The sequence below is a fragment of the Emticicia sp. BO119 genome, assembly GCF_013912375.1.
In the GTDB taxonomy this organism is placed as follows: Bacteria; Bacteroidota; Bacteroidia; order Cytophagales; family Spirosomataceae; genus Emticicia.
Map to the genome: position 1 here is coordinate 1,432,189 of NZ_JACETV010000001.1, position 17,584 is coordinate 1,449,772.

11 protein-coding genes are annotated in these 17,584 nt (G+C 36.9%); 5 read left to right on the forward strand and 6 right to left on the reverse strand.

Annotation, left to right across the window (positions count from 1 at the left end; translation table 11 throughout):
• Positions 1-6: 6 nt before the first annotated feature.
• Complete coding sequence (locus tag H1R81_RS06210; RefSeq protein ID WP_181839792.1) at positions 7-1,578, reverse strand: RagB/SusD family nutrient uptake outer membrane protein; 1,572 nt, start codon at positions 1,576-1,578, stop codon at positions 7-9.
• A gap of 54 nt (positions 1,579-1,632) precedes the next feature.
• Complete coding sequence (locus tag H1R81_RS06215) at positions 1,633-4,767, reverse strand: TonB-dependent receptor (protein ID WP_181839793.1); 3,135 nt, start codon at positions 4,765-4,767, stop codon at positions 1,633-1,635.
• Positions 4,768-5,345: 578 nt separating this feature from the next.
• Between H1R81_RS06215 and H1R81_RS06220 the strand changes: the two genes are divergently transcribed.
• Together H1R81_RS06220 and H1R81_RS06225 are read left to right on the forward strand one after the other, a co-directional pair.
• On the forward strand, positions 5,346-6,359 hold the full coding sequence (locus tag H1R81_RS06220) for a S1C family serine protease (RefSeq protein WP_181839794.1): 1,014 nt from the start codon (positions 5,346-5,348) through the stop codon (positions 6,357-6,359).
• A gap of 141 nt (positions 6,360-6,500) precedes the next feature.
• The gene (locus H1R81_RS06225) at positions 6,501-6,968 is read left to right on the forward strand and encodes an SRPBCC family protein (RefSeq protein ID WP_181839795.1); all 468 of its coding nucleotides are present in this window, start codon (positions 6,501-6,503) and stop codon (positions 6,966-6,968) included.
• Positions 6,969-7,034: 66 nt separating this feature from the next.
• Here the strand turns inward: H1R81_RS06225 and H1R81_RS06230 are convergent, their stop codons facing one another.
• From H1R81_RS06230 to H1R81_RS06240, 3 genes are all read right to left on the reverse strand, one after another.
• Complete coding sequence (locus H1R81_RS06230) at positions 7,035-9,020, reverse strand: S9 family peptidase (RefSeq protein ID WP_181839796.1); 1,986 nt, start codon at positions 9,018-9,020, stop codon at positions 7,035-7,037.
• A 75-nt stretch (positions 9,021-9,095) separates the two neighbouring features.
• Entirely contained in the window at positions 9,096-12,101 is a 3,006-nt protein-coding gene (locus H1R81_RS06235) for a 3-coathanger stack domain-containing protein (protein WP_181839797.1), read from the reverse strand.
• 66 nt (positions 12,102-12,167) lie between these two features.
• Positions 12,168-13,019, reverse strand: a complete 852-nt coding sequence (locus H1R81_RS06240) for an AraC family transcriptional regulator (RefSeq protein ID WP_181839798.1) — start codon at positions 13,017-13,019, stop codon at positions 12,168-12,170.
• Positions 13,020-13,194: 175 nt separating this feature from the next.
• Here H1R81_RS06240 and H1R81_RS06245 point away from each other — a divergent pair, with 175 nt between their 5' ends.
• The 3 genes from H1R81_RS06245 to H1R81_RS06255 all read left to right on the forward strand — a co-directional run bounded on the left by H1R81_RS06245 (position 13,195) and on the right by H1R81_RS06255 (position 16,384).
• Positions 13,195-14,205 carry a phytanoyl-CoA dioxygenase family protein gene (locus H1R81_RS06245; RefSeq protein WP_181839799.1) on the forward strand — a complete coding sequence of 337 codons (1,011 nt, stop codon included), beginning with the start codon at positions 13,195-13,197 and terminating at the stop codon, positions 14,203-14,205.
• Between the two features lie 2 nt (positions 14,206-14,207).
• Complete coding sequence (locus tag H1R81_RS06250; RefSeq protein ID WP_181839800.1) at positions 14,208-15,029, forward strand: aldo/keto reductase; 822 nt, start codon at positions 14,208-14,210, stop codon at positions 15,027-15,029.
• A 482-nt stretch (positions 15,030-15,511) separates the two neighbouring features.
• Positions 15,512-16,384: an AraC family transcriptional regulator gene (locus H1R81_RS06255; RefSeq protein ID WP_181839801.1), complete on the forward strand. Its 873-nt coding sequence runs from the start codon at positions 15,512-15,514 to the stop codon at positions 16,382-16,384.
• Between the two features lie 8 nt (positions 16,385-16,392).
• Here H1R81_RS06255 and H1R81_RS06260 read toward each other — a convergent pair whose 3' ends face one another.
• Positions 16,393-17,562, reverse strand: coding sequence for a LacI family DNA-binding transcriptional regulator (locus H1R81_RS06260; protein ID WP_181839802.1), 1,170 nt, complete (start codon positions 17,560-17,562; stop codon positions 16,393-16,395).
• Positions 17,563-17,584: the final 22 nt, after the last annotated feature.

Consider the following 17,584-nt stretch of genomic DNA (forward strand, 5'->3'; position numbering starts at 1 on the left):
TAATAATTATTTGTAATAGGGTACAGCCGGTTTTGCTAACTCAGGGTCTTGAATAATTTCTCCTGCCGGAACCGGTACAAACATTCTGTCTTCTGTGAATGTCGTAATATAATTAGGGCCGCCGTCAAATGAACCTCTGTTTTGTTTTTCAATAATAGCTTTTGCCCTGGCATATCCCTGACGCTGAATATCATACCAGTAATCTCCCTCAAAAGCAAATTCAACCCGACGTTCGTGCAATATCTGGTCAAGTGTAAACGATGTTCTGGCCGGCAGTCCAGCCCTTGCTCTTACAGCGTTTAAAGCTTGTAAGGCCGAGGCGTCTGTAGTTGAGGAATTTGTGCCTAAAGTTGCTTCTGCGTAAATCAAAAGTACATCAGCATAACGAAGTAACACTACGTTATTACCTGAATTTTGTCCTAAAACCGGCTCTCCGCCATAGCTTTTACCAGGACCTGCAAAGTATTTTGCTATATTAGCTCTAACTGCATTTTTAGCACCGCCATCATCAATAGGTTGTATCGTGTCGTATTTATAGCCATTGGCCATAAATTCATTGTATTTAGGTTGATTGGCACGCTGTGGTTTCCAGTTTGGATTAGTCCAGCCATGCTCCATTACTGACCATTTTCTGCGTAAATCACCAAACTCATATTCATTTAATAAGTCTAAAGATGGCATGTACATTTCCCAGGCATCAGCTTCAGCAGTTCTCAGATTGCTTGGCCCCCTGTCTGGATTTTTGATATTTCCAGTTCCCCAAGGATCTACAGCAAACTGATGTTGAATCGAGAAAAGAGACTCTGTATTATTGTTCAAACTGGCCTTAGTAAACATACCATTGTAATCACTTACAAGACTATACTTGCCAGAATTAATTACTTCCTGAGCTTTGGCTTTTGCATTGGTATAATCTTTATTGTATAAATACAATTTTGCCATCATACCTTTAGCTGAATATTTAGTCAATCGACCAGGATCATCGGATTCAGGCAATTTAGCCTCTGCTAACTGAAGTTCTTCTAAGGCAAATCGGAGTACATCTTTCTGGAAATATCTTGGAATATTAAAATTGCCAGATAAGGCGGTTTCACCTGGGTCGGTAATAATCGGTGCATCGCCCCATGTTCGGGCGATGTAGAAATATATCGTGCCTCTGATGAAATGACATTCAGCAATGGCAGGGTCAAGATACTCTGCACCACCGCCATTTGCCTTTTTCTCTTCAAAGGTTTTAATCATTACATTAGCGTAACCGATAATTTTATAAAATGCGCCCCAAGCGGCACCTACACGCTCTGAAGCCGATGAGAGTGAGAAGTTCAGATACTCTACATCAGTATAAGAAAACATATTGCCAGACATTACATCTCCTATGGCATCCTGGGCTCTACTTTCATAATTGCGCCAGGGCAAGCCACTATAAAGTGTACTTGTTGCGGCTCTTACTTCAGCCGCATTATTATAATAGTTTCCTGTTGTTGTTCCCGAAAGCGAAGGTCTGTCAATAAAATCTTTACTGCACGAGGCCGATATTAGCAAAGGCAAAACAAGGGCCGATATTTTTAATATTTTCATTGTAAAATTTTGATTTATGAAGCAGAGCTTCAAAGTTTAAATATGCTTCTCTGCTTAAAATTCAACATTTGCACCTACCGTAAAAGTACGAGGGTTAGGGTAGTGGCCTGTATCAACATTCATCAACTTAATACTATTGTTAAATGCACCAATTTCAGGATCATAGCCAGAATAATTGGTAAATGTTTTCAGGTTCTGGATTGAACCATAAATTCTGAAATTAGCACCTTTTATTTTATTCAGGATTTTTCTTGGTACGCGATAACCGAGCGTAATATTCTGGATTCTCATGTAAGAAGCATCTTCCACATATCTGTCAGACATGGCAATATTATTTTTATTTGTATTGGTAAATCTTGGCAGACTTCCATCAGTATTTTCTGGAGTGTAACGATCCATAACTGTTCTCATCTGGTTAGACCAAGGGCTGTTCATTCCTTCTAATTGCCACCGCAGAAAGTTAAACGCCTTGGCTCCCTGGCTACCTTGCAGGAACAGTGTGAAGTCAAAGTTTTTATAATTTACATTATTGGTCAGACCATAAGTGAAGTCAGGAAGAGGGCTGCCAATGAAAGTCATGTCTCCTGCATCAATTTTACCGTCTCCGTTTATATCTTTGAATCTAATATCACCAAGATAGGTTTGTGTCGGATCGATTATATAGCCAAATTGAGGAAGGCTATTGTCTAAGTCTGCCTGGGTACGGAACAAACCATCAGTTACTAATCCCCAGAATGAGCCAACAGGACGACCCGGAGTTGTATGTGTTATAAGATAGTTGTTATAATATACTTTACCGTCTAAAGCGGAGGCAGCACTGGCAGCTTTATCATAGGTATTCTTAAATCTTGTGAAAACCAAATTTGTTTTCCAGGTTAAATCATTTGTTTTAATATTGGTTGAAGTGATACCAATATCTATACCTGTATTAGTCATCTGACCTGCATTACCTAAAGGTGCCTTAAGATCGTCCCATTGGTCACCAACGCCAATCAGGTTTGGTCCTGTAAGGAAGATTATCATGTCTGAAGTAACCTTCTTATATACGTCAATTGTTGCATCTATCCGGCCATTTAATAATCCTAAATCTATACCAGCATTGGTAGTTTTAACAGATTCCCATTTCAGATTCGGATTCGGAATACCGTTAATCATGTTAGACGTGCCAAAGCCAACAGGGCCTGAGAAGAATTGTACGGCGCCTACGTAAGCAGGATTTGGTGCGCCGCCAGGGAAATTCTGATTACCTACAGAACCATAACCAACTCTCAATTTCAGATAGACACTGCTCAGCTTTTCTTTCATGAATTTCTCGTTTGAGATTGTCCAGCCGGCAGATACTCCAGGAAAGTAGCCCCATCTGTTATTCGGACCAAAGTTTGATGAACCGTCAGCTCTGAAACTTGCTGAAACCGAATATTTATCATCAAATGTATAATTAGCTCTGGCAAAATAAGATTCCATAGCCCATTGCCCCTTGCCACCACTTAAACCCCAGGTTGTCTGATCAGCGCTTCCTGTATTTAAATCAAAAATATTTGCTTGCAAATCTACTTTCGTACCTGAAATTGCCTGCCAGTATGAAGATTGTGCCTGATGACCTACAGTAGCCTGAATGCCATGTTTATTAAAATATTTATTGTAATTCAAATAATTTGTGATTGAATAATAATAGCTATCAGACCGGGAGTCAATCAGTTTACTTCTGAAGGTATCACCACCAACATTACCGGTTTTTTGAAATGCGATATTATTATCCTGTCCTAATGAATAAGACAACTCATTTCGTAGTGACAGGTCTTTATATAACTGAAATTCAGCATATAAACTGCCAAAGACATTAGTGGTAGTTTTTGTATTACCTCTGAACTGACTATTACCTACCAGGTTTGCATTGCTATAACGAACACCACCAACGGTTTGCCCTCCTCCCCAAGTTCCATCAAGATTTTTTACGGGAGTTAAAGGACTTGTTACTGCACCCCACCAAATGGTACTTTCAGCGGCGTCAGCCAGACTGACATTCTGGATACTTCTGGTTGCGTTGGCACTTATACCTACCTTTGCCCAGCTTTTTAACTGGTTATCAAGGCTAAAGCGAGTCGAGAAACGCTTAAAATCTGAACCTAAAAGAATACCGGTATTATCATAATAATTTAAAGACAGGTAATACGTTGTTTTTTCTTTACCGCCAGAAAAACTCAACTGGTGATTCTGTACATTGCCGTGTCTGAACATGGCTTCCTGCCAGTCTGTACCTTTTCCTAATACTGAAAGATCTTTGAATTCATCAGAAACAGGGTTGCCGATGATCGGAAGCACTTCGTTTTGGTATTGTGCAAATTCACGAAGATTCATCAAATCTAACTTTCGAGCTACTTCTGAAACCCCATAATACATTTCATAGTTAATTTTCCCTTCACCTTGTTTTCCTTTTTTGGTTGTAATTAAAATCACACCATTGGCTGCCTGCGAACCATAGATGGCTTGTGCCGATGCGTCTTTCAAAACATCAATAGACTCAATGTCATTTGGGTTTAGCATAGCCATGACGCTATTTCCAGTCTGGCCGTTTGAGCCACCTAATCCATCAAATCCTCTGTTGTCTGATGTATTACCACTTACAAAAGGTACACCATCTATCACAAAAAGAGGGTCGTTACTATTGATAGAGGTGACTCCGCGTACTTTTACTGAAACCCCGCCGCCTGGTTGACCGCTATTACTTGTTACGGTAACCCCTGCGGCTTTTCCTTGCAACATCTGGTCGATACCTGCTACTGGCATGTCTTTTAATTCTTTAGCTTTTATAGAGGTGATAGAGGAGCTAATATCTGCCCGCTTGGAAGTTCCATAACCCACTACCACTACTTCTTCTAAAGTCTGATCTTCCAGGGTCATACTTACATCAATTTTTGTCTGATTACCAATAGGTATTTCTTTTGTAAGCATACCTACAAATGAAAAAATCAAGGATTGTGTTGTGTTGGTAACGGTAATAGAGTAATTACCGTCAGCATTAGTTGCAGTACCCTGATTAACGCCTTTTGCCACTATTGAGACGCCAGGTAAGGCTTCGCCCTTGTCGTCTGTTACTTTGCCTGTAATGGTTCTTTGTTGTGCCATGAGTGAGACGCTCACCATCGAAATAAAGCCAAACAGAAGTGTTTTAATAAAGTTTTGCTTCATAAAAAATTAAGGATAGTTAAAGAGAAAAATTTGTACAAAGTTGATAAAAATTTGCACATAAAGTATAGTACTATTTTAACAATTTATGACATAAATTAAATAATTGTCGAAATGACAGATATTTTTTCTTATTAGTATTATTATACAAAATATTTATAGAATTTAATAAAATATAAAATTCCATTGATATTTCTGAAAAAAATTATTTACGGTAGTATATAATAGTATAATACTATTATAACTTGTATAGACATCTTGCTGTTGGTTATGCGAAGATTTCTGGTTACCAAAAAGACAATTTTAACTTTGCAATTCTCTGAATTTCAAAGTTTTATGCATAAGTATCTGACGTTAGGCTTTACACAGAATCTATAATCAAAAAGGGTAATCAGCGTTTTGCCTGAGATTGTTTTAATGTATCATAGTGTGTCAAAAAGTCATTGTAATATTCTTACAGGTTAATTGAAATTGTTATTGGATTATGGAAAAATATTTTTTCAGGTTGTTATCCGCCATTTTGACAGATTAAATGCTTTGGCAAATTTCTTGACATACTACTCATTTAAAAAGGAGAAAAAATGTTATCTTTTTTGGCGTCTTCATCAGTGGAAGACAACACATTGCAGCAATCATCGCACGACGATGAAATCTTAGATGCTTATTCTAATACTATAATTGAGGTAGTAGAAAAAGCCAGTAATTCTGTAGTTCAGATCAGAGTGCTTAAAAAGACTGCTCAGGGGCCAAGTCAACGAATCAGACAACCGCAGGAGGCAGGTGGGTCGGGTTTCATCATTTCAAGTGATGGGTTTGTAATTACCAATAACCACGTTGTAAGTAATTCGGATAAGGTAGAGGTAGGATTGATGGATGGAAGACTTTTTGAGGCAACCATCATAGGTACGGACCCCTATACTGATATAGCCGTATTAAAAATTTATGCTGATTCTTTAAAACCTTTAAGATTCAGCGATTCTGATAAACTGAAAGTTGGGCAGATAGCCGTTGCTATTGGCAATCCCCTGGGTTTTCAATATACGGTTACAGCCGGGGTAGTTAGCGCGTTGGGCAGAACTCTGAGAAGCGAGACTGGAAGAATGATTGATGACGTTATACAAACCGATGCTTCACTTAATCCTGGAAATTCAGGAGGGCCCCTTGTTAATTCCCGGGGTGAAATAATTGGTGTAAATACCGCAGTTATAGCCGCTGCGCAGGGCATTTGTTTTGCTGTTTCGGCTAATCTGACTAAGTATGTGGCCGGAAAACTAATTCTGGAAGGAAGAGTAAAAAGAGCGCAGTTAGGAATTGCCGGACAAATAGTGAATCTGAGCGAAAGAATGATAGGTTATAACAAATTGTCTACACGAACAGGTGTTTATATAAGCGAAATAATTGCTGATGCCAATGCAAATAATGATGAATTAAGAAGAGGTGATATTATTGTAGGACTAAATGAAAGACCAGTGTCTTCTGTTGACGATTTACATAAGATTCTTAATGATGAACTAATTAACCGGCGTGTTATAGTTAGTATTTTACGTGGTGGCACCAGAAAAGATGTTAAGGTGCTTGCCGGAGAGTTGAAATGAAAGAAAGTATTGATAAGAATTTATAGAATTATAATAGTATTCCATTGAACTTGTTGTGTTCATTCCGGCGGTGAAAAAACTTTACAGGTTTTTATCAAAACAATCAGGTAAGTATGTGAGTTTCACAAATAAAAACCTTAAATGCATACCTTACATAATACTCAAAAACTGCCATTAACTTTACAATATGCCTGGGATTTTTTATCTACTCCTGCAAATCTTAAAATTATTACGCCAGAGTATATGGGTTTTGAAATGACCTCCTTGCATCATGGTGATAAAATGTATGCAGGGCAAATTATTACTTACATAGTTAAACCAATTTTGAATATCCCATTAAAATGGTGTACAGAAATTACCCATGTGCATAAACCAGATTATTTTGTGGACGAACAACGATTTGGCCCTTATTCATTCTGGCATCATCAACATAGATTAGTTGCTATTGAAAATGGGGTTTTAATGGAAGATATTGTTCATTACAAACTTCCTTTAGGCTTCATAGGTAGGTGGGTTAATTCACTTTTAGTTCAAAAGCAACTTGAAGATATTTTTGAGTTCAGAAAACAAAAGCTCATAGAACTTTTTGGCGAGTATAAAGAAAACTGAGTGTATAGGTATAGCAAAGGTATTCAAAGAAAACCTGAAAACCTTTGCTACTTCTAAATACTGGTCTTAATTCTTCAGATATTTATTAAACCAGGCAATGTACCTTTCAAAGCGATCCTTCTGAAAACCAGGATTGGTAATACCATGAAACTGTCCCGGATAAATAATCAATTCTGTAGGGATACCCAATGACCTGAAAGCCTGATACATCTGCTCGCTTCCAACCGATGGTACGTTAAAATCACTCTCGCCAACCATAAATTGTGTTGGAGTTTTAATGCGGTCTGCTTTTAAGAATGGATAAGAGAGTGCTACATATTTATCGAAATTTTTCCAGGGAGAACCCAATTCGTTCTCATATTGCAGTATATATTGGTCGACTCCATATAATGAAGAAATCATTGCTACACCCGCCCCACTTGATGCGGCTTTAAAACGGGTATCTGTAGCAATAGTGTAGTCAGTGAGAATTCCTCCGTAACTCCAGCCACCAATACCCAGTTTATCAGCATCGGCTATCCCATTTTGTACTACATAATCTGCTGCCCCTAAAATATCTATTACTTCTTTATTCCCCCAATCAGCCCAGATAGCTTTGCAAAAATCCAGACCTCTGCCAGAGGAGCCTCTATAATTGACTGCTACCACATTATAACCTGCCCCGGCTAACATTTGACGTGTCAAGTCAAAACTAAATTCGTCTTGCGCCACAGGCCCCCCATGTATCATAAATATAGTTGGCAATTTTTCTGTTTTATTTGTATTAGAAGGGCGATAGAGAATATTTGAAACCATTGTCCCATCTTTACTTTTCGAAATAAAACCTTCAACATTAGCTAAAGATAATTTTGATACAAAATCTTGCTGATGTTTGGTTAATCTTCTTAGATTGCCACTTTCTAAAGCATAGATTTCTAATGGTGTCAGGGGTTCACTCATGGTAACCAGTAAGTTTCCGGAAGGGTGTCTTTCTATTGTAGTGAAGCTCTTGTTGCCAGTATTTACCTTGTTCAGTTTACCATCTGAAATATTGAACCGGGCAACATATCTGATACGGTCATCAGCCACCAAGGCATAAATAGTACTTCCATCTTTAGACCATCTTGGTGTAGTAACAGGTCTGTCTAATGCTGTGCTCAATAACTTTGGCTCACCACCGTCTTTTGAGATAACACACAAGATAGATTGATCATACATGATATAGTTTTCTGGAGACGTACTTCTCAGGTAAGCAATTTGTTTCCCATCAGGACTCCAATCCATTGTGCCATCTCTACCTGTCCAGGTTGTCAGTTGTTTCATTGCGGCATTTGGCTTTGCATCAATCAGCCAGATGTCCGAATTTTCATTTCTGTCGGGGTCTTCTGTACGATTGCTTATAAATGCTATCTGATTTCCATCAGGAGACCATTTTGGGTTTGTTTCATCGAAATTGCCTTTGGTCAAGGTGTCTAATTTCTTCGTTGCAATGTCAAAAAGATATAAGTGTATTGGTTTTTTTGTCAGATAGCCCTCCACATCTTGTTTAAATTGAAATCTATCTAAAACAATTGGTTTTGGCGTTTTATTTTTTGAGGTGTCTGCTGGAGTCTGAATAACGAGAACAATTTTCTTGCTGTCAGGCGACCATGCATAATCCATCAAATTGCCTTTTTTTAAATCGGTTAATTGCTTTGCTTCGCCGCCTCTTCTATCCATCAACCAAATCTGGCTACTTGTTAACCCATTTCTTGACGACACAAATGAAACATATTTCCCGTCAGGACTCCATCTTCCCTGCGATTCACCATCAGGGCTATGCGTCAACTGAACTGATTCTTTGCCATCCCACGAAACCATCCAGATATCAGCATTGCGCTTGTTTTTTGCCGAGTCAACCGAAGAAAGAGTATAGGATACCCAGTTGCCATCTGGCGAAATCTGTGGGTCTGATAAATTCTGTAAACGAAAAATGTCAGAAGGCTTTAAATTTCTTTTAGTAGTTGTTGATTGAGCATAACCAATCGTGAAAGAAAACAAGAAGACAGCCAGAAAAGGCGCAAGTTTTTTCATATAATAAGGTGATGTTTAGGATTTGAATTAAAGTGATAAAAATACAATCTTTTCAAATCGTAAACTCTTCAACCTCTAATTTTTTTTAGGCAAGAATCCTGATAGAATGCTTGAACCAATTTTCAAATCAAGTCTGTAAACGTCATTTCCTGTGACAATCTGCGAGGTAATAGGCACTAATTTGTTACGCTCGGCCTGTTCATAAGTATCTTTTAATGATTTATTCGGGTAATAATTCAGAAAATCAATTAATTGCGGATATCTTTTAGAATTATTTATCTTTACCAGAGGTTCATTTTTGGATGGACTTGAATCCTCAATAGCGTTAGTGGTATAGGTATTTGTACAGCCAATCATTTTGGTTTTGAAAACTGTTCCTTTCTGAACCTCAAAACCTGGTTGAAGTATAATTCCATTCTTGGCATCATAAGTAATAGTTTTGTTGTTGCTTATGATGCTCTGTCCCCATATATTTTTACCATAAACAATCGTGGAATCTTTTGTGATATTGTCCCGGACGGTATAGCCATCAGGGCAATCAAAATCCAGCACCCATAATTCCTGTCCTTTTAAAGTATCTACTGCGGAAAAGTATATTTTTTTATTATGAAATAAGAAGTTATAACCACCAATATTTGGAAAGGCTTTTTTCAGTAAAAAGGCCTTCTTTATATTTTCTGCATTACCGTCTGTTATATAAAAATGCTCTTCTTGAGGATTAAAATCTGTGATTGAATTTAGTATAAATCTTTCATCCAATTTTGAAAAACCACTGAAACCTATAGGACCTGAATTTGATGGAGAGGTAATGGAATTTAAGTAATGGATAGTATTATTCTTATCTAATTCGTAGTATTCAACGGTAAAATCATTGATTAGTGATAAATATAACTTATCCCTTAGTTTTATACAGCCGCTAAAAGACCTCTCATCAATTTGGAACGTGCCGGCAATGGTTCCATCACTTTGCCATAGGGAGTTATTATTCGTAAAGTAAATTTTATTATTGAGTGTACCCAATACTGAAAAAAAGTTATCTGTCGGAAGTTTCAAAGTACCAGAGGCAGTTCCGTTACTGGCCCATAGTTCATATTTTGATGTGTAAGGTTCAATTAATCTCAGGAAGTAAAAGATTTTTTCAGTGGCGAATGGATATAAATAACTATGCTGAACATTAGTTGTGTTTCCACTCAAAAACGTGAATAATTTGGTTGTGCCATTTTTCTTGCCATTGGTTTTCCATAGAACTGAGCCACTATTAGATGTAAAGTACAATAAGGTATCAACTTTTATCAAATCATTTGCACCCCAGTTTCCTGTGCCATTTCCGGTTGAATCTAAATGGACTGCTTTTTTTGTACCGGCGATTGTACAATCAGTATTCCACAGATTCCCATCAGTTCCCATAAAATACAGTAAGTTTTTATATTCATGTGGAATAGAAAAGTAATAAAAAGGTGCAAAACTTAAGTCTTTCATATTTCCATCAGGCGTAAACTGATAATGGGTATAATTAATATCAGCAACATATGAATTACCAAACTTCTGATGCGACCTATACGTGGAACTCGGTACATGAGTATTGCCATTTACATAATTCAAATCTGCGTACAAAAAGGTATTAACCCCATCAGTTCGCCAGATTTCGTATCCGTGAGATATATCATCGGCCATAAAGTAAGCATAGTTTCCTACACTAAAAAGAGGTCTTGCAAACGATGAGGCAGATTTCGTATTGATGTCCCGTAAAAGATATGTCCCGATTGCTGTCCCGTCTGTTTTCCAGAGCTCATATCCATGCTGAGAGTCAGAGGCACTAAAATAGAATATATCTCCTGCTACGTTTACTACATTGCTTATAGACCCGAGAATAATATCAGGTTTCAAATCAGTTATTTTTTTAACTGTAAAACCATCATAAACCCAATAAACTGCATCTCCCTCAGGTACACCGCCATTATTTTTTTGCTGCCCGAAATAAACTTTTGTTTCTCCTGCCATAATAAATGTAGGACCGGCATCTATTGCCGGAATCGAAGCGATAATTCTTTCAGAGCTTATATCCCCATCATTTTCATAAATATTTACAATATCATTTTCTCTCGACGCATAATAGATTTTATTCTTGGCTGTTAACATATTTCCATACATATTAAACGCATTTGAAACATGCGTGACTGTCGATGAATTGGTATCTAACCTGCTTATTCTACTCTGGTTATTCACATAAGCGAGCATATATAGATTATTCCTGAACTTAAATATGCTATATACACCATAGGTCTCATCTCCATCGATGGAATTGATAACTTTTTGTGTTGATAAGCTATCACCCTTCGATTTCCATAATTTATACCGATACCAGAAAGGGCCGCCTTCAGATTTTTGAAAATAAGCATAACTCCCCAATGAAAGATAACTCAAATCAACAAATCTATTGTTTTGAAACAACGTTGTTCCTTCGGGAGTCCCATCCGTAGACATCAAATACAAGCCATTTATATTTAATGGATAGTAAAACTTATTACCAAGGGTAAATCCGGTATTTTGACCGTATTGAGATAAGGGATCAGGTAAATAAATAGACTTAATTAAGTTGGTAGTAATGTCCGGATTTATTCTACGTAATTCAAGTATCTGGGTGGAGCTATTATAAGAAAGAAAAAATAGCTGATTGTTCAAGTCGAAAAAACCAAGCCGATAACTATCGCTTAAATTCATGACGAATTTAACAGAGTCATTTTTTATACGGAAAATCTGTCCATTATTATTCCCATATATTGCGCCTTTATATTTGTGATAAGCGGTAGTACTCCACATATTTACATTTCTAAGGAGGTCATCGTATTTCAAATCTATAGTTGTGCCAGAAGTTCCCTTCGTCCGGTAATACTTATAACTATACCCATACCCATTGACGGTATCAGCGTTGAAATATAAAGTATCATCAGATGAGAATGAGCCTGAGTTGAAAATCCAGGCATTATCTGTGCCCTGAGCAATATCTTTGAAAATTCTTTGAGAAAAAGCAGGAAATACAATAGCGATAGTTAGAAATAAAAGCGGTAGTTTTTTCTTCATATACTTGTTTTAGTCAACAGCAGCAAAGATAGATAAAAACTGAATTGATTGAGTGTTAAGTAAATATTATTTATCGCTCAAAAATTTCTTCTTAAAACTTAAGGGATTTTCGCCTGTTACTTTCCTGAAAGTACGGTTAAAATAAGATAAACTTTCAAATCCAGATTCAAAACAAGCTTCAGTTACGTTTTTATTCAGGAGCAAAAGTTTTTGTGCCTGATTGATACGATAATGATTCAGAAATTCAACAAAAGTCAACCTGGTAATCTTTTTAAAATAACGACAGAAGGCGGATTTGCTGAGGTTTGTCAGATTGGCTACTTCATCGACCTCAATCTTTTGCTGATAATGCTGGTCAATAAAATTATAAATACGTGTGATACGTTCCTGCTCTTTCTGGTTATGTTGGTTTTCAACTGGCTTTGGATGAAGCAAAGCTATTTCATTGCTTTGTGCCAACACCTGAAATAGACTTAAAATCTCTAAAAACTGCTCGAAATGACCTAAATTTTTCAGATTTTTGAGTCTTTCCTTCAATAGTAATTTTGTCTCCCTGCCAAAGGCAATCCCGTGCTTAGATTTCTCAAAAAGTTGATAGACCGCTGAAAGCTCAGGAATATTTGCAAACGCATTTCCCAAGAAATCCTGTCTTATCTGTACCACTACTTTTTCACACTCAGTTTTTACTCCATAATCAAAATTAAGATGAGGGATATAAGAACCGATGAAAACCAGGTCACTTCCCTCAAATCTTGAAATATGTTCTCCAACATGACGAGTACCATTAGCTCCTTCAATATAAACCAACTCGAACTCAGGATGAAAATGCCAGTAAAACACATCATTCAGTCTGGGATTAATAATTAGCCTGAACGAACTATCTGAATCAGGGGTAAATTCTTCAAATCTTAGCTTCATCTTTTAGAAAGGTGAGTTTCATTTTGCCTATAATTTGCCTGTTATTTTCAATATTCAGATAAATGTAGAAATAAAATATCAATATTGTTCAAAAAATGGCAATTATTGGAGTAGAAAATTGAACTACGATACCTGTAAATTTGTATCATTATTTCAATTCAAAATATAACGAATTATGGAACTTGAACAACAAACAATGGTGCCTACGATGGTTCCGACTATGGCAGTAAACGCACCGGTACAAAATAATGCTCATAAGGATATTCCGGGTAATCCATCAACTGCAACCAGTAGTGCAATCAAGTTAAGTGACCGGTCTAATGGAAAACCATTAAGGGTTTTAAGTGAAGAAGACTGGAATTTCTGGATTCATAATGGCTATATTATTATTAAAAATGCTGTACCGAGAGAACAGGCGTTGGAAACCGCAAAATTTATCTGGGAATTTGAAGAAAAAGACCCTGATAATAAAGAAACATGGTACACTGCTCCCCGTGCCGAAATGCAGATGAAAGAACTGACCGGAAGCGGCATGGTAGAAGTATATAATAACCAGCACCTTTGGAATAACCGACAAATGCAAAGAGTGTATGATGCCTTTGTAGATATATGGGGTACAGAAAAACTATGGGTAACAATAGATAGAGCCAATCTGAATTTCCCGCTACGCCCACAAGATGAGTTCAAGGGTTTCATTCACTGGGATTACGATCCTGAAACCAAACCGCAAAATGTGCAGGGAGTTTTAGCATTGGCAGACCAGACCGATGAAAATATGGGTGGTTTCCAATGTATTCCAGAATTATTCCGTACATACGATACATGGAAACTAACCCAACCAGAAGATAGAAACCATTTCAAACCCGATACAAAAGGATTTGAGGATAAGTTCGTAAAGGTAAAATTAGAGGCTGGTGATTTAATGATTTTCAATAGCAGTCAGCCACATGGTATCAGACCCAATCGTTCAGAAGATAAAGTACGTATTGCTCAATATATATCTATGATGCCAGCTGAAGAAGAGAATGAGGGGCTTCGTCAATGGCGCATTAATTCCTGGAAAAACCGTATTGCTCCGGAAGGATATGCGTTTCCGGGAGACCCAAGAAATTGGGAACAAACAAAATATGGAGTAGCGGAGTTAAATGAATTAGGCGAAAAACTTTTAGGATTGAAAAACTGGTGATTATGCAAAATCAACAACTTATGACTGGTCTCAGCAATGGTGTACAAATGCCATTGCTGGGGCTTGGCGTTTATGATATGTATAAACAAGAGGCCGAACAAGCAGTTTTATGGGCCTTGGAAACAGGTTATCGATTGATAGATACCGCAAGTATGTATCGGAATGAAACGGAAATTGGTAATGCTGTAAGACAAAGTGGTATGAAAAGGAACGATCTTTTCATCACCACAAAAGTCAATAATGGTGACCAGGGCTATGAAAAAACACTCAAAGCCTTTGATGTAAGTTTAGGGAAGCTTGGCCTGGATTATGTTGACTTATACCTTGTTCATTGGCCAATTAAGTTTACCCGAAAGTTTACCTGGAAAGCACTTGAACGATTATACCATGAGGGTAGGGTAAGAGCCATAGGCGTAGCCAATTACCTGATTCCTTTTTTAGAAGAACTAAATCTTGAGGCAACAGAAGTGCCAATGGTAAATCAGGTAGAATTTAGTCCGTATCTATATCTGGAGGACTTATTGAAATATTGTCAGGAAAGAAAAATTCAGTTGCAGGCATATTCTCCTTTGGTAAGAGGCCAGCGTATGACAGACCCAAAGCTATTGAGTGTGGCAGAGAAATATGAGAAAACTCCTGCGCAGATTATTCTCAGGTGGGCTTTGCAATTAGGGGTTTCTACCATTCCAAAATCATCGAATTTAGAGAGGCTTAAAGAAAATTTTGATGTTTTTGATTTTGAAATCAATGAACAGGATATGGGCTATATCAATAATTTTAATGAAAACCTAAGAATAGTCGATGACCCAATGGAATTATTATAAGATTTCATTGGGTTCTGTCAGATGAACTTAATTATTAATGTGATCTTTCTCTGAGTCGGCAGCATTATTAGTGTGTCAGTGTTTACGGGCAAAGGTTTCTTTATTCAAATTATGGATTAAGCTATTCCCCATCTTACAAGGACCAGAAGAGTAGGTGTAATTATGTCTTCAAAAAACCAAATGCGTTAATCCGCTTTAAGAAAAGAGCATTTTATATCAACAAAAATTGATATTTCTTTTTTAGATATGAATATGTGTTTATCAAATGGCATTGCCTTTCTTAAAACGTTTTGAGTACAAATACTGGTAATATTAACTCCTTCTTAAAAGGAATATAGAACAGGATTTGAATATTGGTTCAAAGCATCTTATTATCAATAAATAATTATAATAAATATTAAAATTTAACAATCTATGAATTTATTAGAGGCAAAAGGATAATTTTGTATTTACCTGAACTTTAAAATTATCCTATTATAAAAATGAGTAATATTTATCATGAAATAACCCCTCTGACGCCAAATGATTGTTTCATGGTTTTTGACAGGCACAAAAGTGAATTCGATTTTCCGATTCATTTTCACGAAGAATTTGAGTTGAACTTTATAGAAAATGCTAAAGGTGCCAAGCGGATAGTAGGCGATAATATCGAGATTATAGAGGAATTAGAACTTGTGTTGGTTGGTTCTAATATTCCGCACAGTTGGTCAGGCTGCGAATCTCAAAAAAAAGATATTCATGAGATAACTATCCAGTTTCATAAGGATTTATTTGATGAAAAATTTCTTCAAAGAAATCAGTTGAGCTTCATCAGGTCTCTGCTCGAACGCTCGGCAAGGGCAATCTCTTTTTCGAATGAAACTATTCTGCAAATTCGCCCGCGATTGGCTTCATTAAGTCAGAAAAGTGGTTTTGATTCAGTAATGGAGTTAATTTCCATTCTTCATGATTTGTCTGTTTCTAATAATACCCGATTGCTCACAAGCAGTAGCTTTGTAGATGAAAATGTAAATTTTAATAGCCGAAGAATTGAAAAGGCCTTTGATTATATGAGGACCAATTATGATAAAGATATTTCGTTGGCTGACATTTCAAAAATTGTAAATATGGCCGAAGTGAGCTTTAGCAGGTTTATAAAAAAGCGAACAGGCAAAACCTTTATAGATAGTCTTAACGATATTCGTTTAGGTCATACAACACGTTTCCTGATTGATACAACCTATACTATAGCTGAAGTTTCATTTAAATGTGGATTCAATAATTTATCGTACTTTAACCGGATATTCAAGAAAAAGTATGCTTGTACTCCAAAAGAATTCAGGGAAAATTATGCTGGAACAAAGACTTATGTTTAAAGAACGATTCAGATGGTTGTCTGATTGTTGGTTTTCAGAGAGGATTTTCTAATAATTAATTCTCCCTGAATTACTGTCGTATAAGGTATAAAGGAATCTGGATTAATGATATTCTCAATAAGAATATTTGCTGCAGTTTCACCAATCTTAAACGGGAACTGATGAAAAACTGTGAGAGAAGGTTCTATCAATGAGGCGATTAACTCGTCACCGAAGGCTACAATTCCGATTTCTTCTGGGATTGAAATGTTTTTTTCTTTCAATGCCATTATCATTTCGATACCATTTGCATAGTGGATTGTAAAGATGCCATCTGGTTTTTGGGGTAATCCAAGCCAGTAGTTTAATGCTTTAACCGATTCGTCTCTACTAAAACTGCCATGATATACCAACGCTTCATCAATTGCTATACCGTATTTTTCATGAGCAGCTTTATAACCATCAATTCTTGCTTTGCTAATTAATAAGTCTGTGGGGCCAGCAAACACTGCTATTCGTTTGTATCCTTGTAATAGCATATGTTCAGTAAGTGCAAATCCACCAAAAAAATCTTCCTGGATTACCTTAGCCGTTTCTACCTCATTACAAACCCTGTCGAAATGGACAATTGGTAATCCTTTTTTTAACTGAAGTTTTACATGCTCAAAGGAAGTGGTTTCTTTGGAATGACTTATCAGAAGCCCATCAACCCTGCTTGTTACCAATGCCTGTACATTCAATGTCTCTGTATGATGCGATTCGTTCGATTGGCAAATCATTACCCGGTAACCTGCTTCAGTAGCTACCTTTTGTATGCCAGCCAACACCCCGGCAAAAAACGGTCTTTGTATATCAGGTATAATCACACCAATCGTATGTGTTTCACCTCTGTTCAGACTTTGTGCCAGAAAATTTGGCCGGTAGTCTAGTTCGTTAGCTACTCGTAAAATTTCCTTTCGGGTATTTTCATTGATTTCAGTGCTATTGTTCAATGCTCTTGATACCGTAGAAGGTGATATGCCCAATACTTTGGCAATATCGATAATGGTGGTTTGGTGAGGTTTTTTAGGTGCAGGATGATTATGTGGTGTAACTGTAAAATACAGGTTACATGCTTTGCAAAACATTCGTTGTTTTCCTCTGATAAAGCCGGAACGAACAATGCTCTCCACATTCCCGCATTTGATACATGGTGTCATTGAAAATTATATTTTTTTAATA

What these genes read in the sequence shown, in the direction of transcription:
- H1R81_RS06220 (WP_181839794.1), top strand. Translation starts at nt 5,346, where the DNA reads ATGTTATCTTTTTTGGCGTCTTCATCAGTGGAAGACAACACATTGCAG.
- H1R81_RS06225 (WP_181839795.1), top strand. Translation starts at nt 6,501, where the DNA reads ATGCATACCTTACATAATACTCAAAAACTGCCATTAACTTTACAATAT.
- H1R81_RS06215 (WP_181839793.1), bottom strand. Translation starts at nt 4,767, where the DNA reads ATGAAGCAAAACTTTATTAAAACACTTCTGTTTGGCTTTATTTCGATG.
- H1R81_RS06255 (WP_181839801.1), top strand. Translation starts at nt 15,512, where the DNA reads ATGAGTAATATTTATCATGAAATAACCCCTCTGACGCCAAATGATTGT.
- H1R81_RS06240 (WP_181839798.1), bottom strand. Translation starts at nt 13,019, where the DNA reads ATGAAGCTAAGATTTGAAGAATTTACCCCTGATTCAGATAGTTCGTTC.
- H1R81_RS06245 (WP_181839799.1), top strand. Translation starts at nt 13,195, where the DNA reads ATGGAACTTGAACAACAAACAATGGTGCCTACGATGGTTCCGACTATG.
- H1R81_RS06250 (WP_181839800.1), top strand. Translation starts at nt 14,208, where the DNA reads ATGCAAAATCAACAACTTATGACTGGTCTCAGCAATGGTGTACAAATG.
- H1R81_RS06210 (WP_181839792.1), bottom strand. Translation starts at nt 1,578, where the DNA reads ATGAAAATATTAAAAATATCGGCCCTTGTTTTGCCTTTGCTAATATCG.
- H1R81_RS06260 (WP_181839802.1), bottom strand. Translation starts at nt 17,562, where the DNA reads ATGACACCATGTATCAAATGCGGGAATGTGGAGAGCATTGTTCGTTCC.
- H1R81_RS06230 (WP_181839796.1), bottom strand. Translation starts at nt 9,020, where the DNA reads ATGAAAAAACTTGCGCCTTTTCTGGCTGTCTTCTTGTTTTCTTTCACG.
- H1R81_RS06235 (WP_181839797.1), bottom strand. Translation starts at nt 12,101, where the DNA reads ATGAAGAAAAAACTACCGCTTTTATTTCTAACTATCGCTATTGTATTT.